The organism is Halobellus ordinarius, assembly GCF_031823395.1.
Taxonomy (GTDB): Archaea; Halobacteriota; Halobacteria; order Halobacteriales; family Haloferacaceae; genus Haloquadratum; species Haloquadratum ordinarius.
Map to the genome: position 1 here is coordinate 334,119 of NZ_JAVQKJ010000005.1, position 23,161 is coordinate 357,279.

A 23,161-nucleotide genomic window follows, 5' to 3' on the forward strand; every position below is an offset into this window, starting at 1 on the left:
GATGGCGAACTACCGCTCGATCATCGCGGCGCTCATCGTAGCGACGCTGCTGCTGTCGGCGGGTGGACTCGCGGCTGCTCAGTCGGCCAATGAGACTGACACCAACACCGACGCGGAGTACACGATCGAGGAGCTCCGCCAGGACGGCAAACACTACTCGGTACCGTCCGCGCGGATCATCCCGGCGGAGGAGCGCATCTTCTGGCTGGAGCATACCCCGGCCAACCAGCCATGGCGGGATGTCACGAAGGCGAACAACGGGCCGAAGTTCGACACCGGGCAGACGCTGAAGACGAACACGCTGTATCTGCGAACGATCCGCGCCCAGACGGACCAGGAATCAGCGACGGTGACGATCGTCTCCTGGGACCGCGAGACGCGGCAGGTCACCCACGGGAACACCACGACCACCGAGGCGTACGCGGCGAACGTGACCGTCCAGGAACAACAGGTAACGCTCGGCTCCGGGTGGGCGATGGGTGAGGTCGATCTCCCGCGACACGACGAGACGAAGCGGGTCACGATGTGGGTCAACGGCCACGAGGATACGGCGCGCTGGACGTTCACCCACCGATCCGTGGCGTTCACGCAGCCGATCGACGTGGGGTCGTGGTCGGAGTTCGTGATGCTCTCGACCGGGTTCATCATCGTCCCGGCGGTGGCATTCGGGGCCTACGGCGGGCGGAAGGTCCGCTCGTGGATCGATCGCGCCGGTGCGCCGCCCGGCCACGGGCTCGGCTACTACCTCGGCGTCACGACCATGATCACGCTGGGGATCGTCTTCGGGGCGTACTACTACGCCGCGGAAGTGATCGTGACCGTTCCGTTCGTACTGGGCGCGTACGTGGGCGTCGTCTACATCGGGTATATGCTGGCGACCCACGAGGGCAGCACCGAGTCACAGCTGTTCTGGCAGCCGCACATCGACAGCGTCGAATCGTTCACGTCGACACGACTCCCCGCGGTCGGCTCCGACAGCGATCAGGACTCGATGTCGTTCAGCGAGGATATGCCGTTCGGGACGATGCAGAGCTACCGCGTCCTCGACGAGGGCCAGGCGGGCCTCTCGATCGTCCGCAACGGCTGGATGGCGTTCCTCGCCCGGCTGAAAGGTGGTCGCGCGAAGATCGAGAATGCCGACGAGTTGCGGACGCGGTTCTCGCTGTGGGAGTCGCCGTGGACCGAGGTGTTCATCATCGATCCCGACGCCGAGGAGCTGATCGAGTACGAACCGCCGGGACTTGCGCTGAAGACGCCGGAGATCGACTCCTGGAAGGACCTCGTCTGGCCAGCAGTCCTGTTATTCGGCGGCGTCGCACTGACGTGGCGCGCAGCGGCACTCTACGGGCCGACAGTCTACGCCGCACTGATCGTCGCCGTCCCGCTGGCGACGTGGCACTTCGCCGTCGAGGGCACTGACAGCCACGTTCACATCGAACCGGCGCCGGCGGCACTCCGACCGGTGCTGGCGTCGATGCTGGTGATGTCGATCGGGAACCGCGACGCCCACACGCTCGACGAAGCCGAAGAGTTCGCCTGGAAGGCACTCGCCGCCCAGGAGGACGTGAAAGTGGATCAGCTCCGCCGTGGGACCGAGACGACGGTCCATCAGGCGTTCGGTGCGTCCGCCGAGGACGGCGTCGACGACAGCGCCAGCGACGAGAGGGGCGCGACGGCGGCACCCACCGCCGACGGTGACGTCGTCGAAGACGTCGGCGACATCGACACCAACGGGACGATGACCAACAGCGCGCCGCCCCGCAGCGACGGCGAGGAGGGCGACGATGACGACGAGTGACGGCGACGCGCCGGAGGCGACGCACTACCGCCGACCGGCGGAGGCCCAACTGCCGCGAACGATCCGAACGCTCCGCAGACAGCTACTCGCGGGTTTCCACTCCCGAGATGCCGTCCTGCAGTGGCTGCAGGACCTCGCAGTGCGGACGCTCGGCGAGGTGCCGACCGCACAGTTCGCGACTTTCGCCTCGGAGTTCCGGCCGGACAGCGATCACAGCGAGGGCGTGATCCTCGCGGCGTTTCTCGATAGCGAGGCGCGAACGCGAGACATCGAGGACGGCGTCGCCGAGCGCGTCCGCCAGCAGTGGGCCGCGGAAGTGATCGCGCCGGTACAGGCCGACTCGTTCCGGTCGCTGCGAAAGGACGCGGGCGAGTACGTCGGCGAGACCGAACGGGATAGCGACGGCGACGCGGGCCACGACCCACAGGCGCAGTCGATCGCGATGCGCCCGGCCTTAGAGGAACTGCACACGTTTCAGGAGGTCGCACTGCATCGCCCGCTGAACGGCGGCCTCGACGACCGCGCGGAGATCCTCGACTGGGGTGACGATCTGATCGTCGCGACGCGTGGCGAGCCGCTCGGCGACGGGACGCCGCCGGGAGAGTTCATCCGCGATCTCCACAACGATCCCTGCGGCGACCTGCTGCTGTGCGATACGCGACCGCACTGGCGGCGCTGTCGACAGTGGTATATTTGCCGAATCATCCTGCCGGCGTTCAACCGGGCCGTTCGCGATCTGACGCGACGGACAGCCGAAGAACCGGCGAAAGGCGAGACAGAGGACCGCGGCCCGACGGGAGGCTAACGATGAGTCTATCAGAACCACAATTCACAGAGGAGAAACAGCGGTTCTTGAACCGATTCCTCGAACCGCGACACGACACGTACAACGTCGACAAAACGAAGAATTGGCCGGACAGTCGATCGATTCGATCCTACCACGGGGGAGACAAACCGGGGAAAGATCACGGCGGCGTCGGCGCGTTCAACCCCGACAAGTACGAGTACCCACAACTCTGGCCGGCGATCATCGACACGACGTGGGAGTCGACGAAGCACAAGATCGTCGGCGGCACCGACCTGCTGACAATCGGGAAGCCCGGATCGGGCAAATCGACGCTCGCGAACCACATCGCGCTGCGCTCGATCGAGGGGATCACGCCGACCTCGGCGTGGTCAACGAAGAAAAATTCGGTCGCGAAGGTGGTCTGGCGCGGGTCGTCCGCTCGCTCGGAGTGGCTGCCGCTGGCGCCGTGGACGACGCTGTGTCTCCCGGAAGGCGTCGACTACGATGCGAAGTTCGTGCCGCGAGTGCCGACCGAAGAGGGCTACACACTGACCCTCGACGAGCTGGAGCAACACGTCGTCCGCGACATCGTGCGCTACCGGAACCCGAAACACCTGAACAAAGAACTGCTGGACGTCGGGCAGTTCCACGTCGTCTATCCGGACCCGCGGATGCGCGGCATCCAGGGGATCTACGAGAACTCCGACGAGAAACAGTACGACGCCCCGCCCGAAGGCGATCTCTTCGACGAGCGGGACCCGTCGAATCACTGGTGGTTCGGCTGGGTACTCGCCCGCGTCGAGCACGGCCCGCACGACTGGACGACGCTGATACTCGACGAGATCGGCGACATCGCGCCGCAGGGCGCTGGAAAAGACGAGTTCGGGACGCTGCAGAAAATCAAGCTCCTGAAAGATAGCTGGGTCGACGCCCGGAAGATGGGACTGTCGATATTCGCGTTCGGCCACAGCGAGGAGGACATCCACTCGAAGATTCGGCGAAAGATGCGCTGGCGGATGTACCTCCACGGCACGGCGAACCCGACGTCGAAGGGCGAGGTCGTCGGGTTCAACCACGTCCCGATGGACCACGGACACCTCGCGTCGAAGTACGAGTACGCGGGCTTAGTTTTCAACGAACAAAATTTCGATTGGATCTCGTGGCCGGAATACTACACGCCGATCGACCACAAACTGAAGCTCGAACGGAGGGGAAAATGACCCGAGATCGGAGCTTCAGTTTCGCGAAGACGGCGGCACCGACCGCGAGTCGCCGCGCTGCGAGCCGGTTACGCGCGCGCAATTCCGAAAGGAACGTGGGGGTCCCCCCGCGGCCGCGATGGGAGGTGCGCTGCTGATGGCGCTGGGCGCACTCTTGGAAACGCTTGGCGTCGGCGGCTCGATCGCGACCGCGGTCTCGGCGGCCATCGCGCTGTATCACGGGCGCTCGGTCCTGGCGTTCGCCGCACGCCTCGGAACGTGGCTGCGGATCGCCGGGCTCGTCGGCTTCGTGCTCTTCTTGGCGCTGCTCGGCTTGATCCCGGGCGTCGACCTTGCCGTGCAGTTCGGCGTCCTGGCCGATCTCGTCGGCGGCCTCGTCGAAGCGGTGCCAGTACCGCCGCTGTCGGAGGTGCTGCCGTGAGCACGCTCGACGACACGCCACAGGTCGCCTGTGTCCGCTGTGCGGTCGCGGCAGCGCATCCACACGCGGAACTACCACGCGTCTGCCCGGCGTGTGGGCGAGATCGAAACGCGGGATGAATAGCGGCCGCGGCCGGGGAAGCCGCGGCCAGGGAGACGGGCAGGTTTCGGGTGGGGTACACGGGCTCACGCCCGCACTTCGAGCGAGGAACGGACGGAATAAAAATCGTCAGATGGCGTCAAACTACCGTGCGTCATCGGAACAGAGACGACGGCGTGCCCCTTCGATATGGGCTGAACAGTAGGTTTTCGTAATCCCGGCAGCTGCGAACGTGAAATACGCGGTCGCTGGGTCGTCACACTTCCGATGATCGCACGTTCCGAGTGACATACCTCGCAGTGAATGCGCTGAATAGCAAAAATCCGAGCCACGCAGAGCGAAAGTGAAACGCGAGGCTGCCGGTACAGCGGTGTCAGAGAAGATCCTTCGCACCCGGACAGGAACCGGTCAGTACAGATGTTGTAGCGGGCGGGGCAACCGATCGGGAAAAGCTAAACAGGTAGCTGTTAGCACGTGGTGTATGTCCCTGTCAAGAGATGTCCTCCTGTTCAGTATCGTGTTGATGCTATGGGCAGTTCAAATTGAAGCCAGCGGATACGGGACCTCGAATACGATCGTTCTCACATCTCTCGGGGTGGGAGTGTTTGGACTTATTGGGAGTTTCTTTTCGTCGGTGAACGCTGCGAATCAGAGTCCCGAATCGGACTCTTCTGAGTAATACGCAGGCTCTCTCTGACGGGTTACGCAGCAGACGCTCCGTAAAATAGGCATCGTAATAGGAGTTCGATAATACTCTGCCGGACAATTGCTATCGAGTCGATCAGTCCTCGGAGTTCGCCTCGGACTGCCGGGGAAGGGTCCGCCGCGCCGAGAAGTAATACAGGATCACCACAACGCCCACAGTGGGGACGACGACGCCGAGCCAGTACTGTTCGGGGTGTTTCAGATTCAGTCGCCGCGCGTCGAGGTACATCACGACGGCGAGCGGGTACTGGAGAAACAGCACCCCGATCAACAGCAGCACCACCGGATCGAACATTGAGTGCGCATTGCGCGTCTCGTGAAATGACTGTTCCGCCGAGGTATTCGAGACGGCCGTCAGACGAGCGGCTGAGGTGCCGAGAAGGGAGTCATAGGGGTATTCCCACGGTGATTTGTTTCACGATTCCACACCTGAATCAGCCGTGAGAGTCTGCCTGCGTGTTGAAATATTCACAAGTGTACATCAACCTGCGATCACGAGAAACAGCCGAGAGAGAATATCTACGAACCGTACTTTATATCTCCCTCAGAGCACTCTCATTACTCAAATACATCGATAATACTCCGGAGCAAATTCCCAAGCGCACCGAGTACCCCTTCGCCCGATTCTTCGCTCGGGGGTGTAGTCACCGTGCTCGTCTGTTCGTCGGTTGATGAGGGAGCTTCCGTGTTCGTAGTCGTTGTCTGTGCAACTGTTGCGTCGGCGTTATTGACGGCCTCGGTTATCGCCGCAGAGCTCCCCTCATCGTCGACAACGAGTAGTTCGATGTCGCGAGAGCCGGGGCCTTGTGCGTCGTAGGTTACCTGTTCGCCTGTCACTACAGTTCCGTTCTCAAAGGTCCAGACGTACTGGGTGATGGTCCCGTCGTCATCTTTAGACGCGCTCGCATCGAGCGTTACCGTCCCGGCCTGGCGGTCGACCGATGAAGTAAACGCCGCGGTCGGCGGTGTATTCGGGACAGAGATATTGATGTCCTTTTCACGCACGTCGGTATTCCCGTTGCTATCAGTTACAGTCAATCGGATGGTATAGATTCCGTCACTCGTGTAGGTGTGTGTCTGCGTTGGCCCGTTCGCAGTCGACCCGTCGCCGAATTCCCACCGATAGGAACTGATAGCCCCCTCGGCGTCGGTTGACGCACTGGCATCAAACGAGACGGATTCGCCCGTCTGCGAATCGAATGTGCTCGGGGCAAACGCGGCTTTCGGTGAGGTGTCTTCCACGGTCACTGTCCTCGTCGCTGTATCAGTGTTACCGTTCCCGTCTCGGACTGTCAGCTCGACCGTGTACGTCCCCGGGCTGGTGTAGGTGTGAGTTCGGCTCGTAGTCGAGAGCTGGCCAGTCGTGCTGCCGTCGCCGAACGACCACTCATAGGCTGTGATGCTGCCGAAGAGACTGTATGACTGTCGTGCCGTCAGTGTGATTGGATCGCCGACTTTGACAGTCGTTTCGCTCGGCTCGAAGCGCGAAGCGACGAGCTTGACATTTTGTATTTGGCGCAGGTCCTCTTCGAACCCGGGGTCGGTCAGGTTCGTGTTTGAGAGAATCAGTTCCGGTTCAGAGCTGCCGTCGTCGGTCGACTCAGTCGTTGACGTGTCGGTTGACCCGTTGAGAGATGTGTCCTCTAACGACGGTTCGGAGATGCTGGTAATCAGACTATCGTCCACGAGTTCAGTTGAGATGGTATCGCCAGCCCTGACATCAGTAAACTGGCTCGGGGCTTTTCCATCGGCGCTGATGAACACGTCGTATGAGCCCTCTACCCACCGCTCACCACTCCACGGCGTCACTCCGACAACCTCACCGTCGACGAAGACGGTCGCCCCCGGCTCTGTAGTGCGGACCGTTATCGGTTGTTCGATCTTCGTCAGTCGGGTATCAATGTCGCGTGGTTCGGCCATACGGCGCGTTTCGGGAAGGTATCCCCGCTCGGTCACAGTAACTCGAACCGAGCCGTCCCTCCCCACGTCTGTCGGGATCTCTCCTGTCCACGGCGTCGTCCCAACCTGCTCTCTGTCGATAGATACAACAGCCCCATCAACATTCGAGGTGACCGTCACTGTCTCTGTTTGATCCTGCTCGGGTGATTCGATTTTTAACGGCTCATCAGGGACAAAAATGTACGGCGCGGTTCCATACAGTGAGTCGAAAACCGCAGCGAAGCCTTGGTCGGGTATGTCTGTCGGCTGCAGACAGGCGTCAAAATCCTTACCTGTCAGTGATCCTCTTGATTCGGGGTCCCAACAAGCTTCTAAGTTGATGGATTCGATGGTCGTTCGCTCTTCACCAGGCCCAAGCAACCGCGAAACCCCGATGGCATGAGTCTCGTGTGTCCACGCTTTGCCCTCGCGTGCGGTCCCGACGTATAGCGGTGTCTCGTCAGCCATCTCGCCGGGTCCAAGGTACTTATCCTTTCCAATCGGCCGGTACGTCATAACTTCGCGGGTTCCGTCAGTGGTAGTCGCGGTCACCACTTGCCCGGGAGTAAAGAACTCGTCTGAGGCGTCTTTTGTAAAGAAATTGTGCAGCTTTTCGAATGGACCACCGATAAGAACCGAGAACAGTTTGGCCGTCGAGCGCCCAGCCTGACCGTTCTCTTTCGGATCTTTCGGGCGCGTGTCGCTGACTATCTTGAACTGCAATCCTGAGGCGTAGCCGTCACCGTCACGGTCGATACGCTCAACAACGACCAGTTCTTGCACTTCCCCCGAACCTCGTGTCTTAAATTCGACTTGCGCCGGTAGTGACGTCCCTCCGCCTGCATCTACAGAAGGTCTTACATCCAGTGACTCGCTGTGGTCAGTGGAAGCGAGAGCCGGTGCCGTCGCCCCGATCGCGGGTCCGGCAGCGAAAACGACCATTATCACCGATAGGATGGTTAGCGTGGTGTAGCGTATGTTTTCCATATTAATATCCAATTATTTTGTTTGGTTAAGGTGTCAATGGTATAGTTCTATGGGGTGACCAATAGCAGTGTTTTCCCTGTGGAACTCTTGACGGACTCTAAACCCGTCTACATCGTAACAGCCTTCGTTAATTCGAAGAACTTCTGACCAGATTCAGGTACGTTGAGACCAGTGTCGCTACTTCGTTCGTCTGTAGTCAGCGGTTCCTGTTTGGTGTAGGAAGCCCTCGATGACAACCTCTGAGGAGTGGTTCTATGAAGCCTTCGGACGGCCAGATAGAGTTATTTCCTCAGAGCGCCTCTATGACGTGATCAAAATGGAAAAGAACGTCGGCGGGAACGATCGCACCACTCGCCTCGTACTCGGGTCGGTACTCGGGACCGTCTCGCTGGCCGCGCTCGCTGGGATCCTCGGCCTCGCGGTCGGGCCGCTCTCGACGGGCGTCGTCGCCGCGGTGCTGGGTCTCATCGGCCTCGTGTTACTCGTCACCGGCCTCACCCGGCAGTGCGTCATCAACCGCGTGCTCGGGCTGAATACCTACACGAGTGAGCCCGCGGCCGACATCGAGACCGACACCGCGACAGACACCGAAGAGGCAGAGCCCGTTCAGTCGCGGAAGTCGGTCTGATCGCGACGCCTTCGGATTTTTCGACCCGTGGATTTCTGCCGCAGGACGACGACCGGCGGGCACCGAACGAGCATCGCATCGCCGACAGCAGCACCGGCCGGCTATTGACGGGGTGCAACGCTGTCGTAGTGGATGGCGGTTGCGTCGGACGCTCTCGGAAAGCCGGGGGTGCCGGGAGCGTTCGAACGGGGGCTTTCATAACAGCCTCTCAACCATTATGGGGGCATCTCACAGATGTCTATCGAGGGTTCACAGGCGGAATCTCTCTAACGAATACTTTTAATTGACAACACTTTGTGCGGGCTTGTATGAGTTCGTCCTCAGAAGGACTCTCTGATTTACTCGAACGTGTTCTTTCGCAGTATCCTGTAAATCAGATAGGAGATGGAATCACCGCACATACTACGCGTGAGGACGTCCAAGAAAGGATTCCTGGAATCATCAACGAAGTTCTCAACGATGACGACATAGTAATAAAATCATCTGTGGGTCAGGGGAGGTGGACATCGATACCGTGGATTGCTGTAATGGATCCACGTGAGACGACTGCGATACAAGAAGGGATATATGTCGTCTACCTCTTTGAGCCACAGGAAGGACGTGTCACTCTATCTCTCAACCAGGGAGTAACGACTCTCAAAGACGAATTAGGGACGCGGGAGGCTCGTCAGCAATTAAAATCAAACGCGAAAGAAATTCGTTCCAAAATTCACCCGGATGGATTCTCACAAGGGTCTCTGGAATTCCCTAACGCTTCCCAACGAAACAAACTGTACGGGCCTGGAACGATCTACTATCGACAGTACAAACAGGGGAATATTCCTTCTGATGAGGAACTCAAATCAGACTTACAGACACTCGTAGATTCCTATCAAACCTACATTTCTGCCGATGATGGTGCACCGACGATATACCAAGCACCAATTAAGCCAGGAGGCCCCATTCAGGCAAACTTTGAGCGGACCGTCATTGGTGGGATTCCTCGCGAGCGTCTGGAGGACATCTGTGATTTACCGATCAGTCACAGAGACATCCGAGTTTGGGGCAATCGAGAATCCAACCCGGCTAACGTAGGTGATTATCTTTTATTTGCCTCCCGTGATGGTCGACACGATGGAGAATACACGATATTAGCTCGGATCGCCAACGCGGCCGTACTCGACGAGAAGACAGCAGAAGAATTCACAAACGCTGTCGGATGGGATGAGCAGACCGACGCAATATTCCCTCACGTGATGTTCTTGGAGCCGTTGTACGAGGTTGATCTCGATCAAGACAAATTTTGGGAGCTACTCGGGTACAAAGGGTTCCCCAACGACACGTATAGTCCAATAAAATTCGACCGCCCCGATTCGACGTTCTTTGAGGAATACAGCACTGTTGAGGAATTCATCGACCAAATTAAAGGAAAGAAAATCTATCCCGAGAAAACAGTTCCAGAGTACGGTTCTATGGACGACGCGATTGCTGATATTCGCCGCAAGATCTCCCGATCTCCCGACAAAGCGAACTGGCTCAAAAGCCGGCTTGGAGAAGCGATAATCCGGAATTGGTCAGCAGGGCTTAGCGGGTTCAAACCTTCAGATGAAGTAACTTCAAGTACCGCAGCCAAGTTCGACCAACTCCGCTCAATCTTTGAATCTCTTGAAGGAGAACTCGAACCGAAGGCCCAAGACCTCGGTGTTGGCACCTTCGAAGATTTCTCTCCGGGGAAAATGCTCTTTCTCGGTTGGTTCCGGATAATCCAAGAGGAGTTAGATATCACAGGATCGTCTCTCAGCCAACCACGACTCAATAGTATCCTCAACGACACATACACGGATGAGTCATCATCTTCTTCCTCGATCTCAGGCTCCAATTCGATCTCGAACCATCTCGAAAACGGGGAAGCATCTATCTACAAATTCACCGCACCACCGGACTACTGGCTCAGTGCGTACGAATATGCTGCAATTGGATTTGAAGAAAGCGAGTCCGATGAGTGGGAGGCTATTCAGCAAGGGGACGTTATTTTCTTCCACTCTACGCAGTCTCCGGGGTGGGAAGTGCTCGACGATCAGGAGGCGGGGATCATCGGAGCCGGAATCGTACAAGCGACGACGGTCAAAGCGGACGGGGAGAGTTGGTGGTACGACGAGCAGGAAGATCGTCCGAAGAGCGATGAATTCCCCTATCTCGTCACGTTCGAGTCGTTGTACGCAACTGGGGATCTCGATGTGGTCGATTTCACGAAGGATATCTACGCGAAGACCCAGGAAACGGTGAACAGCGAAATCGACTCGCTCACCTCGAACTTACTTTCGTTCAGCGAGGTAGAGGACATAAGCCGTGAGGCCAGTGGTTCCGGTTTCCCCCGACAAAAGGTCGTTCGAGAACTCAATGACCGAAATAAAGCTATCGCGATCGCGAACGCGCTCTCTCCGAAACTCCGTGAGACACCGGCGATTGCTCTCGGAAAAGCTTTCCAGGGACGGCTCAACGCCGAAGAGCTTCTGAACGGATTGTACTTCCCCGGCCAGCAAGGTGAGGAAATCATCGCCCAAATCGAGGGGGCACTCCGTGCCGGAAAACACGTGATTCTCACAGGGCCTCCTGGAACGGGGAAGACCGAGATCGCGCGTCGTCTCGGTGAATACCTCGTGACAGAGTACCCCTACCTCTACTCCGGATCCCAGGTCACGACGGCGACTGCCGACTGGTCCACCTTCGATACGGTCGGCGGGTATATGCCCAACGAGAAAGAGACGGACGGGAACCACCTCGAATTCACTCCAGGCCTCGTTCTGAACCGTTTCAAATCGCGGACGAACAATTCCCAGCGCAACGAATCGCTCGTCATCGACGAGCTCAACCGCGCCGACATCGACAAGGCCTTCGGCCAGCTCTTCACGGTTCTCTCAGGACAATCCGTCCAGCTCCCCTACACTAAGGACGGGAGAGAAGTCGAACTGGCCCCGTTCGACGGTCGTACCTTCTGCGAACCACACGAGTATCGAGTCCCCGACTCCTGGAGCCTCATCGCGACGCTGAATACCTACGACAAGACGTCGCTGTACGAAATGAGCTACGCCTTTATGCGGCGGTTCTCGTTCATTCGCGTTCCGGCACCGAGGCTCGACGGCCTCGACGACGCAGAACTGCGATCCCTGTTGCTGGAGTATACCGATCAAGAGGTCTGGGACATCCAATCAGCGAGCTTCGGGGTCGACGGCGACGCTGAACCGCTACGTGACGTCGGACACGTGTGGCGAGCGTCGAATAGTGCGATCGAGGACAGAGCGATTGGACCGGCCGTAGTCAAGGATATGTTGGAGTATCTCTCCGAGGCGCACTCGATCCCGTGGGAGCGCCGATTGACTCAAGCAGTCATCTCCTACATCTTCCCACAGCTCGAAGGCGTTCCGAAGCGCGACCGTGTCGTCCGCGGGATCTCTGAGGTCGACCACCTCGATCAGAACCTCCTCGACGAGGCCGCTCGCGACATCCTGCAGGTCACGATTCAAGATAGCGATGAATAGAGAGGACCTCCTCGAAGAACTCACAAGCGACATCCTGGCGTACGTGATGCACGGGGCGTTCCCCGAACAGAAGTTCGCCTCAGCGATCAAACCCGACGAACTCGACGAGCGGTTCGTGGAGTACGAACTGCTGCTGGATCTGCACTTCATCCTTCTCCCGGAGGTTGTGGGATTCGTTGAGAAACTCCCGAGACGGGTCCGCAACCTCAAAACAGAGACCGAATCGGTCTCTCGGACGAGTCGTGGAACTGTCGACGGGAAGATCAACTGGGCCGCCACGATCAAACAGCGCTACTCTCGAAACCCGGGAGACCGATCGACGTTCGTCTGTGAGAACCGTACAGAGGACTACGACACCGCGGAGAACATCGTCTTCAAACGCGTCATCTCGATCATCCACCAGACATTACGTGAAGCCGAAGAGTACCTCAAGCAGGATTACGAGTGGGTGGGGGACCGGTGGAACGAACCGTTGATCGACAACCTACAGCGAATCATCGAGCAGAACGTCCACGTGCGTCGGATTCGCCGGCCGAAAGCGTACGAGCCGACAGACAGGATGCTCAACACGGCCACCGAATCGCGCCACAGGATCTATCGAGAGGCGGCACAGTTGCTCAAACTCCGCCGTGAACTCTACGACGGAGACCGAGATCAGCTCGAACGTCTTCTCTCCGAGACGGCCATAACACCGGACGACGACGAGACGCTCCTCGAACTGTTCGTGCTCTTCCGATTCATCGCGACGCTCGAAGAGTTCCATACGACTTCCGCGGAGTTCGAGACGATCAAGACCGATCGGCAGGAGATCGCGCGTCTCCAAGCCGAAGACGACTCCGAGATCGTGGTCTATCACGACAACTCGGCGCGGGATCGAGACGTCTCGTTCAACGCCTTGCCCGATCGCGGCAAGGGGCACCTCTCGCGAACGGAGAAGGTCCACACCACGGGCTTCGATGTCGCGAACGACTACTTCAAAGAGCGGGAATTCCAGTCCCATACCGGACGTCCGGATCTAATCGTCATCGAGATCAGACACGCCGACGGCGACTCGGATTACCTGATTACCGAGGTCAAGAACAGCAGGAACAGGAGCACGATTCGACAGGGAATCAAAGAGACGCTCGAATATCTCGCCTTCCTTCGCCAGGACGAAGAGTTCGTGTACGGGGACGAGGACGTCAACGAGGAGTACTTCGGGAACGGATGGAACGGCCTCCTCGTCGTTCAGGACCTACACGAGGAGACTGCGTCGCTCGACGAGCAGGACGGGGAGATCAAGATCCTTCAGGCCGGTGAACTCGAAGATGATCTGAGTGAGCTTCTCTCGGTATTCTTTGAGGACGATAGGACCGGAACGAGCGGTCAGTAGGTGCGAGCAGACGACGTTCGTCCTCGACGGCTCCCATCAGGTGCAGAATCTGCGGCGGATGACCGACGAGTACTTTGAGCTGGTGCTGGGGAAGTACGACGAGTTGGTTGACTGAAATATGAAACCGGAACTCGACACTGCAGACACGTGGTCGTTCCGCGGCGGCCGCCAGATCCTCGAAGAGAAGGGACTGCTGGACGAGCTGCCGGAGATCGCCGCCGCCTACGTCGAGCACGGTGGCGGGAACCAGAATCTGGCCGCCCGAGCGGAGCGACTTGACCCGCTGAACTGGGATCAATCCGCCTCGGCGACGTTCTCCGTGTCGGACGCGACGGACGGCCCGTCACGTCGGGCGGACTTCAACGCGTACAAAGACGGCGTGCTGGTCGAACACGAGCGAGGCGAGCAGATGCGGGCGAACTGGCATCTGCTGAAGATGGAGGCCGCCTATCGTGATCCGGACGGCTTCGACCGCGGCGAGGCGATCGAGGCCGGGGTGTTGCTGCTACCGTCGCACGTGAACTTCCCGACGCTTGATCGGACGAAAGACGACGTCCGGGCGGTGCTGGCCAACTCCTTCGACTTCTCGCTGCCGCTGTTCGTGTGGCAGTATCCGACTGAGGAACGTTAGAAGATTGAAAACGGATTATTACGACCCAGACAAAAATCTCCACAGAGCTAACAGAAAGGCAATAATTAGTGGGAGGGCGAACAGCCAAACCGATCCTCGCAACCCTTCAATAGCGAGCGCGGCAATCAGCATCACGATACTGGCGACAAGTAACCCATCAATCCCGCGACTTATGGCGTCGCCAATCCGCTTGTGCTGTGCGCTCATCTTCTTCCTGTTGAACCTTCGAAGGTAAACGTATTAGTTTTACTGTCCATACTCTTGAGGGGATTTAATAGGTAGAAGGCAACGGGTGATTGTAATGCTTGAACAGAGCATTCGTCGATTCGAACTCTACGATCTGTTTAGTGTGTTTGTTCCTGGTGTGGCCCTTCTTTTTGGATTAGCTCCTTTCTTGCCTGAATTCGTCCCGCTCACGTCGCTACAATTCTTGATTCCGCTCTTGGTTGGGGGATTTATCGCTGGGCGTGCCGTCCACGCAGCGGCAATCCGTATTGAGCGGTCTGCTGGTCGTACGAGTCACCGAGAGCAGTTCGTTAGTGAAGTGAGCAATCCAGAGCTATTACAGACGGAAGTGGTGCGCCGGTTCTGCAAGGAGTGTGCAGGGGTATTCGACGAGATTGGTCTCGACGATCTCGAAGACGATTTAGTACCTGAATCCAGCGGTGATGGACCCTCACTCGGCGAGACGGTATACATTCTCGTCCGCTCATATATTCATATGGACTCTCGTGGTCGGTCGCGCACTTTCCAGGCGATATACTCGTTTCATCGGAGTATGTGGATAGTTATGGGTTCCTTGGGGATATTGTATGCACTCTACGGAGTCGCTGACGCAACAGGGGCGTTAACCGGAGCGGCGACTTTTCAAACACATCTTGGAGCACTCGATTTTCAGCCCACTTTGGTTCTTATGGGAGCAGAAGTCATCTTTCTAATCGGCTATGAGATTTTCAGTAAGGCACGACCGGAATACCAGAAGTACTTCATACAGTACCTGATTGCCGATTTCCTCGTGTTGGAGACTGCCGACTACCCTGAGGCTGTTATTGCCGCAGAAAAGCTGGAAGATATCAACGTATGAAACCCGATTTTAACAAGCGTGACCCCGGTAAAGGCGGAACGGGTAACACGGTCACGTTCCACGATTGCGGGCTTGAGCGAGCAGTCGAAGTTCGTCCTCGACGACTTCCACCAATTGCAGAATCCGCGGCGGATGACCGACGAGTACTTCGAGTTGGTTCTGGAGAAGTATGATCAACTGGCTTGAGATAATCGTGGACGGTCTCGTGACCTTTGCTACGCCGTTGTCTGTTCTCTTCATAGCCTACCAGCTGGTTCTTCGGAAGAGACAATTTACAACCCAGTTCGAGGATGGCATCACAGAACAGTATCGAGAACTCATCGGCGAAATTCCGGTCGAAGCTTTCCTCGGTGAGAAAGAAGTAGAGGATTATACAGATAAAAGACAGTACTACTACGAATATATCGACCTCTCAAACGAGCAGGCATTCCTCAGACAAGAAGGACGTGTGAGTAAATCTACTTGGGAGAATTGGAGGGATGGAATAGAGTCAAATTTAGATCAGCCCAGTTTTGAACAGGCTTGGGAGGATTTCAAACAAAGCGCTCCAAATAGCTTTAAGGAGCTGAGAAAATTGGAAAATGAAGGTATGTCAGATGACCCGCGTGAATGGGAACATCCCTGGCGTGCGAAAATCGAGGCAATTTGGTACACGATTCGGTATTGATTTGCCTCCATCGAAATTCCGAGTATCACCATTGTTCACCAGCGTGCGGGAGTGGCTTCGCAAACTTCCGCGAAACCGCGACGAAAACGAACTCGCTGGTCGATCACTTGGAAGCGCTGACGCTCCCCGATCCCGACGACGTCGCCGACGGGCTGAGAGCAATTTCTAAACAACCGATGTCACTATATCTCTGGCAGATGAACACACTCAGAGTTAGACACGAATGAGGTTCAGTTTCCAGCAGAAGAAAACGGGAGGTGAAAAAGAGAGACTCCACAACCGCCTCGATATATTGGAGGAACGAGGACTTCCAGAAGAATCTGTTCAAGCATACCGGAGTGCAATTGGTGGTGACCACATCTCTGCATCCCAGCAGTTCTCCGAACTTGATTCTCTGAGCCTGCTTGGGGAGATGCACGACCTCGAATACTATCAGAACGAGGTTGCTGTGGAAGGGACAAATAACACTCCTGACCACTACTTCACCGACAGTAAGACAGCCTATGAAGTCATTCAAATAACCCCGAAAACAGACGAGCAGGAGCTAATCACCGGCTATATCCGTCGATTCATAACTTCGTATTCGAAATCCGGGTTCCACACCCAAGTAATAGCGACGCAGTCGGAAGAGGTCGCTATACAGTCAGAGTTTGATAGCGACTCCGTCGACTGGATTACTGAGATTGATTTTGTACCTCACAAAATCCTCGCACAGATCGGAACCCGAGTCACACGAAAAGCTCGTAAAAAAGGACGAGAGCTTCGAGGGCACCACGGAATCAATATCGCAGTCGTCGACGTTCGCTATGCCTATCTTCACTTAGGAGTTACTGTTAGAAAGGTACAGAGGGCGTTTGAGGCAGGTTTCTTCCCGTCTTTGGATGCTGTGCTATTGCTCGTAAATGGTTTTGTAGACGATGAAGCCAAACCAGCCCTTTGGCCGATTATCAATCCGTCTACTGACGAAATAACTGAAAAAGAGTTTGAGACGGTACAACCGGTGAACCCTATGTTAAAAAGAGGAATCTACATTCCGGCGTCCAAGCCGCTTGATGATGCTTCTCCCGACTTCGCCAAAGCGGGGACAAAGATAATCTTCGGAGACGTAACTATCACAAACCCATTACAAACAGAATTTATGTTAACTGGATTTATCGGGAACGAAGGGTTCTCAGATATCGAAATTAAAGAGACAAGTAGCTGATAGGCACAATTTGATTGGCGTGATGACGTACTGTAGACTAAACGATTCGGGGAAGCGGCGGCGATGGCTGCCTTCACGGTCGCGGTCGCGGCGATTATAGCAGACGAGTAACCGAAGATCAACTCGGCACCACCCTCACGGGTGGTTCGGACTCCGGTGTCGCTGAAACGAATACGTTGAGATCTCGGGTAAAAGGATTTAGGCGGCCGAATTAGACGAGTCTAATAAACAAACGCCCCTATCCGGGAGTTGAATATTACTTCCAGTGTCAATTAGACACGAGTGAGTTCTATAGAATTGGTGCCTGAGATGATGAGGAATTAGGTTTGTTTCCATCAAAAATCTCTGGCGAGATAGATTTCTTCATCTCGACAAGTTGCTGCCGGAGAGACCCGCTTGTTTCCCGGATTAATTGATCATCTGGCCACGTATGAATCTCAATTCCCCCAAGATCATCCGCTACCTCTTGAACTGTATTTATCTGCCTCAGGGCATATTCGACCCACTTATCACGATCTAACAGTTTCTCGAATTCATCTGCCGCACTCTCGAAGCCTGCTTCTCGAACCGCCTCAATACACATCTGGAAGTTTTCGCCTCGCGGATTAATTGGTTCGTGGAAAACGACCTCCGGATCAAGTGCTCTAAACCAGTTCAAAGCCTCTCGAATGTCTTCTCTGTCCATCGTTGGATACGTTGGGGAAAACGACACAAAGTGTGGAACACCTGTTTTGAACATCTCGTCCAGTGCTTCCCAACGTGCCATCGGTGCGGGAGCATTCGGTTCAATCGCATTAACTAACGAAGCATCAAAACTTGGGATGGAGGTCCCAATAGCGATCTTCTCACCTGCTTGTTTGAAAAGATCAATGTCACGGGTCAGATTCGGACTCCGACTGAGAACTCTGACCGGGATCTCGTGATTAACGAGTTCTTGAATACAACCTCGGGTAATCTGCGCTGCTCGGCGATCCTGATAACAATCCGTCCCGCTGGAAAGCATCACGATGCCACGACCTCGATCTGTCTTCCTCCACTCGCTGAAATCCTTCTCTTGAAGTCCCTCGTGGAGTCTTTCAGGGAGATCATCGCGATAGAGTAGGTAGTTTCCCCAGTCGAGTTGTGGATCATCGACATCGGCCTTCTCTGCCAACATTTCGTCTCGACTATCGACAGCGGGAGTCGATGGAACATAGCAGAACTTGCAGCCATGGCGACAGCCGGTGGCGACGTTAATTACATAGTCACAGAGGCTCTTTTTGTACAGCTTCGATTCGCTCAAAACCGTTTTTGTCGGATCCACATTAGTCCGGAGATTTCCACGCTGTTCACCAGCCTCGGATGACGCACACTCCCAGCAAAGGAGATGTCCATCCGGCGTTGCACTGAATCGATCTGTGATTTGATTCCCGCAGTCTGAGCAGACTAACCCCTGTTGCCAGAGATTGATCCGAGTTCCATATTCGTACTCTGCTTCTCGAAGTTCGTCGAGGGTCGGATTTTTTCCGAAGTCCTTGACCACTGTCCCGTCGTCGTCAACAAGCCGGACGAATCGATCGTACCACCCGCCCTCGGGATCCCTTTGTAGGTCAAGGTCCATTCAGGACACCTTGTTATACAGATATATCTCAAACCCCAAATACTCCAGCCGTATCCGGAGTGAAAGTAAAAGTCGAGAGAAACAGTGGAGTATTACGCTGAAACGGGGGGCCGCGGGTACTCTTCCGGAGTCTCCTTCTTTTCCATTTCTCGGCGGAAGTGGTCTTCCTTATCACCAGCGTACTTCACGAATTGCTTGTCTGGCCAAAGGTGGACTGGGACGTTCAGTTCGTCTCCAAGTTCTTCAACCGCCGTCAGTTGCTTTTTCGAGTACTCAATCCAGTGGTCTCGCGAACGGAGCTTATCCAGCTCCTCGGCGAGTTCTTCTTGTCCCGCTTCCCGGGCTGCCTCAACAGTCATCTCAAAATTCCCGCCGCGGGGATTAATTGGCTCGTGGAAAACGACGTCAGGATCAAGACGTTCCTTGAAGGTTTTCAGAAGGTTCCGTAGGTCGTCGCGGTCTTGGGTCGGATACGTCGGGGACATCGAGACGTAGACCGGGACACCTGCGTCACTGATCTCTTCGAGCGCACGAAGTCGAGCCGAAGGTGCTGGAGCGCCGGGTTCGATAGCTCGTACCTGTTCATCGTCCAAGCACGGAATTGAGGACCCAACGGTCACAAGTCCGTTTGCGGCTTTGAACACGTCGAGATCACGAACGACGGCGGGGCTGCGAGTGAGGATCCGAACAGGTCGACCGTGATTGACTAATTCGATAACACAGCCACGAGTGATCTGCGCTGCTCGGCGATCCTGGTAACAATCAGTCCCGCTCGAAAGCATCACTACGCCTCTGCCATCCTCAGTGTACTCCCACTTCTGTTTTCGATCGAGTTTGCGCCTTAGGCGTTCCGGCAGATCATCACGATAAAGCAAATAACTCCCCCATTCCTCTTGTCCGTTCTCTACATTGGCCTGTTCATTCAGCATATCACCTCGCATTTTGATATTCGGAGTGTTCGGAACGTAACAGAACTTACACCCGTGAGTACACCCAGTAGCGATATTGATAACATAATTACAGAGGTTTTTATGATGAAGAGCAGAATTGGATAGAACCGCTTTAGTTGGATCTGTGGTAAATGAGACGTTTCGTTCATCGTCTTCGGCTGAACTGGAGGTAGCACAGTCCCAGCATAACAAGTTCCCCGATCTATTCGCTCCAAATCGATCCTCAACTAATGAGTCACAGCGAGCACAGCATAAATCAATTTCAAATAAATCAAGTCTTTCAAGTGGTTCTCCTACGCTTTCGCTTTTTTTCCGAAGATTGCTAAGTGAAGGTGATGTGGAAAAGTTTCCTTGTATTTTACCAGTGCCATCAATAATTTGATAGTAAGGGTCTGAACTGGATTTAGCCTGAGATAATCTTATATCGATCATACACCGGTTAGTGATTTGATGTTAGAAACATATAAATCATATTGAATAAAAGAAACAAAAGTCAATTAACCGTTACGTTTACTTACCACTGCAACATCCATAATTTTTGAGATGGACAATCCGGTGAAGCCCGACGATGCTGACGAAAAATGGGAAGGTTATCCCAAACATACACGGGCAAAACACGACCTACTTAAATATTATATAGATATTTGGTGTAGAATACTCGGTGCAAGTGGTGATAAATTACGTATTTTTGATTGCTTTGCAGGTCGAGGCGAATATGATATAAACGAGGGTCAAGAGCCAATTTCGCTCACTAATATCACATCACCCGCTGATTGCCCTGGATCGCCACAACTCTTGTTAGACACAGTAGTTGGAAGAGTTGATAACATTTCGGAAGCCGAGTGTGTGTTTATTGAAAAAGAACGGAAGAACGCAGAATTATTAAAAGAAAATCTTCCAGATGAATCTTCACTTCCGGATGGAATTAAATATCGAGTGGAACAGGGTGAGTTTCAAACACAAACGCCAAAGTCAGTGAATCAAACTGGAGGTTGGTCACTCCCAAGTTTCTTTTTTATTGATCCATTTGGATACAGTCCATTAGATTACGACGTCGTAACCCGATTAGGAAGCCAATCGCGCTTTGAGATCTTTGTTAATCTTATGGCAAGCCAGGTAGTCAGATGGGAAGATGCAGACAAGCATCATAACGCGCTCACGAATCTATTTGGAACAAAAAACTGGCACTCAGAATTAGAAGAATTCGCTCCAGAGCACTGGAATGATAAAGAGGTCAGCTATTATTGCCATAGACTTGAAAAGAATGGACCTGAGTACACCCGTGCTTACTTAGTAACAGAAGAAGACACGAGAAGGATGAAATACTATCTTGTCTTTGGCACTAATAGTACAAAAGGTGTAGAAAAAATGCATTCATCTATGAAAAGATGTGGAATTGGTGAATTCGCATATGCACCGAATCGTACTGAACTTCACGAAGAGCAACGCGGCCTTGGTACTTTTACTGAAAAACAGAGAACCCAGAAAATAAAACAAGATCTCTTGGATGATTTCACTGGAATGTCTCTATCTTTCGACGACTTGTGCGAGAAGTTTGTGACTGAAAACGAATATCATTTTTCACAGCGAAAGGATATTAGAAAAGCTACAAAGCAACTTGAGAATGAGGAGAGAATATCTGTCACTCGGATCACTTCAAAAACAGAACGAGGGCTTGGAGGGGATGATATTGTCAGTTTCCCCGAATAATAGTCAGGCACGCCGACTGTTTTCCATTCATTCATAAGCCGATATCAAACGGAGTTATGTAAAATGGCAGTAGACTTCATTCCACTCTCAGCACACCAACCCGGTCTTACTGTGTAAGGCGTCCACAGAGCCGGTACCGGTCGCCATAGACGCGTCGAGACCCAACCATCCGCGGAGAGAAAGTCCACACGAACACTCAAAGACAAGCACACCACGCTGCTTGGCGAACTCACCCGCTTAACCAACACCCACCACCGAACACCGCCAGTGTTGGGTAACGACAGCAAACAGACACATATCGGAAAAACCACCGGACAGCGACGTTTCCGATCATTTCGGCCATTTTCCGATATTCGCCCGTACACACAACTCTCACACACCTGAACAGCCGAAAATCCCGGTTCAAGAACCGTTTCCGGTAACGACCCCACTGGCGATATATAACAGCCGAAAAAACGAGAGAGTGTGCCCGCGTTCAGTTCGCGACCGCGACCAACTGCCACGCCCCACCGCGCGGCTTCACCGCCCGGATCGTCAGCCCGGCCCGCGCAACGGCCCGCGAGACAGCGGGCGGAACGCCGGTCGCCGCCAGCGTCGCCTCGACGGTCCACGCGCCGACCGGCCCCTCCCGCGGCGTCAGGACGTCGACGCCGAGGACGGACTCACAGTCCGCCAGTGCGGCTTCGGCGTTCCGCACGCGCCGGCGTTGGATCGCCTGACACGTCATCGCTCTACCGCCCGAAGATCGCGCACGCACCGGGCGCACACGTCGCCGTCCGACGGCCCACGCGACATCAGCTCGCCGCACTGCACACACGCGACACCGTAGATCGGCGCGGCGAATCGAACGCTCATCGGTCGGCCTCCGGGCAGTCGTCGCGGTGGGTGAAGTGCTCGCGGTCGCTCCACAGCGTCTCTCGACCGCAGCTGGGACAGCGTGCGACGTGGTCGAAGCCGGTCAGCGTCTCGGCGACGTCGTGTTCGAGGGCGATACCTTCTTGGGTCGTGTCGTCAATAGTTGACGACGGGTTCGTCTTGGACATAGTGGATCCAGACACAACCCGACTCCCTCGGTGTCTTCAGCACCGGGGCGATTCCTGCGTGAAATCGCCCGACGAGAGCCGGGTGTGTCTATTTCCACAATGTATCCCCGACCACATAAGTTTTTTCTTACGGGAGAAAGAATCGGAGGTTAATGAGTTCGGAATCAGCGGAGAAGGTACAGAAGATGCATCCTGACGAAGTGCTTTCGTTCGTTCGAGAACACGAAGATCCGGGGGTGACGGCGGGAGAAGTTGCGGAAGCGTTCGGTGTTACTCGAAGGGCCGCACGATACCGACTCGATCAACTCGCAGACCGTGACGATGTATACGGCAAAACGGTGGGTGCCTCAGCAAAGATTTGGTTTCCAAAAGGGTGATTAGAACTCTTCATCCAGCAGTTTTCGGCCGTCTGTCGTCAACCAGAAGACGAGTCCAGAGGACCCTACTTTCTTCGATTCTAAGTACCCTTCTTCGACCAAGGATTTCAAGCGCTCTTGCGCTCCCCGCTGGGTCATCTCCATCTCTTCGTAAATGTCTGCGACAGAAACTACCGGCTCTGGATGAAGGGCTATAATCCGACAGATTTCAGCCGGCGATTGACGAGGCGGACGGCCCATATCCCAATATTATGGCGATATTGGATAAGTCCACCTGATGCATAATTCATTCTTCTGTAAGTAATTACCTACGGAAGAAATAAGTACCCCGCGTTCACTTGCCTGAGATAGACGACGCTCACCAGCGAACTCGGCGCGCCCACGAAAACGCGCCGGCCGGGGTAGAGGCCCGGACCGACGCT

The 23,161-nt window shown here is 55.3% G+C and carries 19 protein-coding genes and 1 pseudogene; 14 read left to right on the forward strand and 6 right to left on the reverse strand.

The genetic code is table 11. From position 1 onward, the window contains the following. The first annotated feature begins 1 nt into the window (after nucleotide 1). From RJT48_RS08355 to RJT48_RS08370, 4 genes are all read left to right on the forward strand, one after another. A complete protein-coding gene (locus RJT48_RS08355) occupies nucleotides 2-1,798 on the forward strand; it encodes a hypothetical protein (RefSeq protein ID WP_311171808.1) in 1,797 nt (598 codons plus the stop codon). Further along, a complete protein-coding gene (locus RJT48_RS08360) occupies nucleotides 1,785-2,603 on the forward strand; it encodes a hypothetical protein (RefSeq protein ID WP_311171809.1) in 819 nt (272 codons plus the stop codon). The genes RJT48_RS08355 and RJT48_RS08360 overlap by 14 nt, the downstream gene beginning before the upstream one ends. Nucleotides 2,604-2,605: 2 nt before the next feature. After that, nucleotides 2,606-3,805 (forward strand): ATP-binding protein, encoded by a 1,200-nt coding sequence (locus tag RJT48_RS08365; RefSeq protein WP_311171810.1) that lies wholly within the window; start codon nucleotides 2,606-2,608, stop codon nucleotides 3,803-3,805. 136 nt (nucleotides 3,806-3,941) lie between these two features. Next, on the forward strand, nucleotides 3,942-4,226 hold the full coding sequence (locus RJT48_RS08370; RefSeq protein ID WP_311171811.1) for a hypothetical protein: 285 nt from the start codon (nucleotides 3,942-3,944) through the stop codon (nucleotides 4,224-4,226). 880 nt (nucleotides 4,227-5,106) lie between these two features. On the opposite strand, the gene RJT48_RS08375 is transcribed toward RJT48_RS08370, so the two are convergent. Together RJT48_RS08375 and RJT48_RS08380 are read right to left on the reverse strand one after the other, a co-directional pair. Further along, nucleotides 5,107-5,325 (reverse strand): hypothetical protein, encoded by a 219-nt coding sequence (locus tag RJT48_RS08375; RefSeq protein WP_311171812.1) that lies wholly within the window; start codon nucleotides 5,323-5,325, stop codon nucleotides 5,107-5,109. Nucleotides 5,326-5,588: 263 nt separating this feature from the next. Next, nucleotides 5,589-7,751, reverse strand: coding sequence for a PKD domain-containing protein (locus tag RJT48_RS08380; RefSeq protein WP_311171813.1), 2,163 nt, complete (start codon nucleotides 7,749-7,751; stop codon nucleotides 5,589-5,591). Nucleotides 7,752-8,271: 520 nt separating this feature from the next. On the opposite strand from RJT48_RS08380, the gene RJT48_RS08385 reads away from it, so the two are divergent. The 8 genes and pseudogenes from RJT48_RS08385 to RJT48_RS08415 all read left to right on the forward strand — a co-directional run bounded on the left by RJT48_RS08385 (nucleotide 8,272) and on the right by RJT48_RS08415 (nucleotide 17,059). Next, on the forward strand, nucleotides 8,272-8,583 hold the full coding sequence (locus tag RJT48_RS08385; RefSeq protein ID WP_311171814.1) for a YgaP family membrane protein: 312 nt from the start codon (nucleotides 8,272-8,274) through the stop codon (nucleotides 8,581-8,583). A 308-nt stretch (nucleotides 8,584-8,891) separates the two neighbouring features. Next, nucleotides 8,892-12,101, forward strand: coding sequence for an MrcB family domain-containing protein (locus tag RJT48_RS08390; protein WP_311171815.1), 3,210 nt, complete (start codon nucleotides 8,892-8,894; stop codon nucleotides 12,099-12,101). Then, nucleotides 12,094-13,473, forward strand: a complete 1,380-nt coding sequence (locus tag RJT48_RS08395) for a hypothetical protein (RefSeq protein WP_311171816.1) — start codon at nucleotides 12,094-12,096, stop codon at nucleotides 13,471-13,473. Before RJT48_RS08390 ends, RJT48_RS08395 begins: the two co-directional genes overlap by 8 nt. Before the next feature lie 118 nt (nucleotides 13,474-13,591). Continuing rightward, nucleotides 13,592-14,104, forward strand: a complete 513-nt coding sequence (locus RJT48_RS08400; RefSeq protein ID WP_311171817.1) for a hypothetical protein — start codon at nucleotides 13,592-13,594, stop codon at nucleotides 14,102-14,104. A 301-nt stretch (nucleotides 14,105-14,405) separates the two neighbouring features. Further along, nucleotides 14,406-15,188, forward strand: coding sequence for a hypothetical protein (locus tag RJT48_RS08405; protein WP_311171818.1), 783 nt, complete (start codon nucleotides 14,406-14,408; stop codon nucleotides 15,186-15,188). 169 nt (nucleotides 15,189-15,357) lie between these two features. Further along, the gene (locus RJT48_RS08410; RefSeq protein ID WP_311171819.1) at nucleotides 15,358-15,855 is read left to right on the forward strand and encodes a hypothetical protein; all 498 of its coding nucleotides are present in this window, start codon (nucleotides 15,358-15,360) and stop codon (nucleotides 15,853-15,855) included. Between the two features lie 53 nt (nucleotides 15,856-15,908). Continuing rightward, nucleotides 15,909-16,010 (forward strand): annotated as a pseudogene (locus RJT48_RS20770) (restriction endonuclease); the annotation flags it as partial. Nucleotides 16,011-16,078: 68 nt separating this feature from the next. Further along, on the forward strand, nucleotides 16,079-17,059 hold the full coding sequence (locus tag RJT48_RS08415) for a hypothetical protein (protein WP_311171820.1): 981 nt from the start codon (nucleotides 16,079-16,081) through the stop codon (nucleotides 17,057-17,059). A 289-nt stretch (nucleotides 17,060-17,348) separates the two neighbouring features. Here RJT48_RS08415 and RJT48_RS08420 read toward each other — a convergent pair whose 3' ends face one another. Together RJT48_RS08420 and RJT48_RS08425 are read right to left on the reverse strand one after the other, a co-directional pair. Beyond that, nucleotides 17,349-18,659 (reverse strand): SPL family radical SAM protein, encoded by a 1,311-nt coding sequence (locus RJT48_RS08420; RefSeq protein WP_311171821.1) that lies wholly within the window; start codon nucleotides 18,657-18,659, stop codon nucleotides 17,349-17,351. Between the two features lie 92 nt (nucleotides 18,660-18,751). Continuing rightward, nucleotides 18,752-19,801 (reverse strand): SPL family radical SAM protein, encoded by a 1,050-nt coding sequence (locus RJT48_RS08425; protein WP_345784744.1) that lies wholly within the window; start codon nucleotides 19,799-19,801, stop codon nucleotides 18,752-18,754. 351 nt (nucleotides 19,802-20,152) lie between these two features. Here RJT48_RS08425 and tcmP point away from each other — a divergent pair, with 351 nt between their 5' ends. Next, a complete protein-coding gene (gene tcmP, locus RJT48_RS08430; RefSeq protein ID WP_311171823.1) occupies nucleotides 20,153-21,319 on the forward strand; it encodes a three-Cys-motif partner protein TcmP in 1,167 nt (388 codons plus the stop codon). Between the two features lie 475 nt (nucleotides 21,320-21,794). On the opposite strand, the gene RJT48_RS08435 is transcribed toward tcmP, so the two are convergent. Beyond that, nucleotides 21,795-22,046 (reverse strand): hypothetical protein, encoded by a 252-nt coding sequence (locus tag RJT48_RS08435; RefSeq protein ID WP_311171824.1) that lies wholly within the window; start codon nucleotides 22,044-22,046, stop codon nucleotides 21,795-21,797. Nucleotides 22,047-22,170: 124 nt separating this feature from the next. Next, a complete protein-coding gene (locus RJT48_RS08440; RefSeq protein WP_311171825.1) occupies nucleotides 22,171-22,377 on the reverse strand; it encodes a hypothetical protein in 207 nt (68 codons plus the stop codon). 137 nt (nucleotides 22,378-22,514) lie between these two features. Between RJT48_RS08440 and RJT48_RS08445 the strand changes: the two genes are divergently transcribed. Then, nucleotides 22,515-22,739, forward strand: a complete 225-nt coding sequence (locus tag RJT48_RS08445; RefSeq protein WP_311171826.1) for a FaeA/PapI family transcriptional regulator — start codon at nucleotides 22,515-22,517, stop codon at nucleotides 22,737-22,739. Nucleotides 22,740-23,161 lie beyond the last annotated feature (422 nt).

What these genes read in the sequence shown, in the direction of transcription:
- RJT48_RS08355 (WP_311171808.1), top strand. Translation starts at nt 2, where the DNA reads ATGGCGAACTACCGCTCGATCATCGCGGCGCTCATCGTAGCGACGCTG.
- RJT48_RS08360 (WP_311171809.1), top strand. Translation starts at nt 1,785, where the DNA reads ATGACGACGAGTGACGGCGACGCGCCGGAGGCGACGCACTACCGCCGA.
- RJT48_RS08365 (WP_311171810.1), top strand. Translation starts at nt 2,606, where the DNA reads ATGAGTCTATCAGAACCACAATTCACAGAGGAGAAACAGCGGTTCTTG.
- RJT48_RS08370 (WP_311171811.1), top strand. Translation starts at nt 3,942, where the DNA reads ATGGCGCTGGGCGCACTCTTGGAAACGCTTGGCGTCGGCGGCTCGATC.
- RJT48_RS08375 (WP_311171812.1), bottom strand. Translation starts at nt 5,325, where the DNA reads ATGTTCGATCCGGTGGTGCTGCTGTTGATCGGGGTGCTGTTTCTCCAG.
- RJT48_RS08385 (WP_311171814.1), top strand. Translation starts at nt 8,272, where the DNA reads ATGGAAAAGAACGTCGGCGGGAACGATCGCACCACTCGCCTCGTACTC.
- RJT48_RS08390 (WP_311171815.1), top strand. Translation starts at nt 8,892, where the DNA reads ATGAGTTCGTCCTCAGAAGGACTCTCTGATTTACTCGAACGTGTTCTT.
- RJT48_RS08395 (WP_311171816.1), top strand. Translation starts at nt 12,094, where the DNA reads ATGAATAGAGAGGACCTCCTCGAAGAACTCACAAGCGACATCCTGGCG.
- RJT48_RS08400 (WP_311171817.1), top strand. Translation starts at nt 13,592, where the DNA reads ATGAAACCGGAACTCGACACTGCAGACACGTGGTCGTTCCGCGGCGGC.
- RJT48_RS08405 (WP_311171818.1), top strand. Translation starts at nt 14,406, where the DNA reads ATGCTTGAACAGAGCATTCGTCGATTCGAACTCTACGATCTGTTTAGT.
- RJT48_RS08410 (WP_311171819.1), top strand. Translation starts at nt 15,358, where the DNA reads ATGATCAACTGGCTTGAGATAATCGTGGACGGTCTCGTGACCTTTGCT.
- RJT48_RS08415 (WP_311171820.1), top strand. Translation starts at nt 16,079, where the DNA reads ATGAGGTTCAGTTTCCAGCAGAAGAAAACGGGAGGTGAAAAAGAGAGA.
- RJT48_RS08420 (WP_311171821.1), bottom strand. Translation starts at nt 18,659, where the DNA reads ATGGACCTTGACCTACAAAGGGATCCCGAGGGCGGGTGGTACGATCGA.
- tcmP (WP_311171823.1), top strand. Translation starts at nt 20,153, where the DNA reads ATGGACAATCCGGTGAAGCCCGACGATGCTGACGAAAAATGGGAAGGT.
- RJT48_RS08435 (WP_311171824.1), bottom strand. Translation starts at nt 22,046, where the DNA reads ATGACGTGTCAGGCGATCCAACGCCGGCGCGTGCGGAACGCCGAAGCC.
- RJT48_RS08445 (WP_311171826.1), top strand. Translation starts at nt 22,515, where the DNA reads ATGAGTTCGGAATCAGCGGAGAAGGTACAGAAGATGCATCCTGACGAA.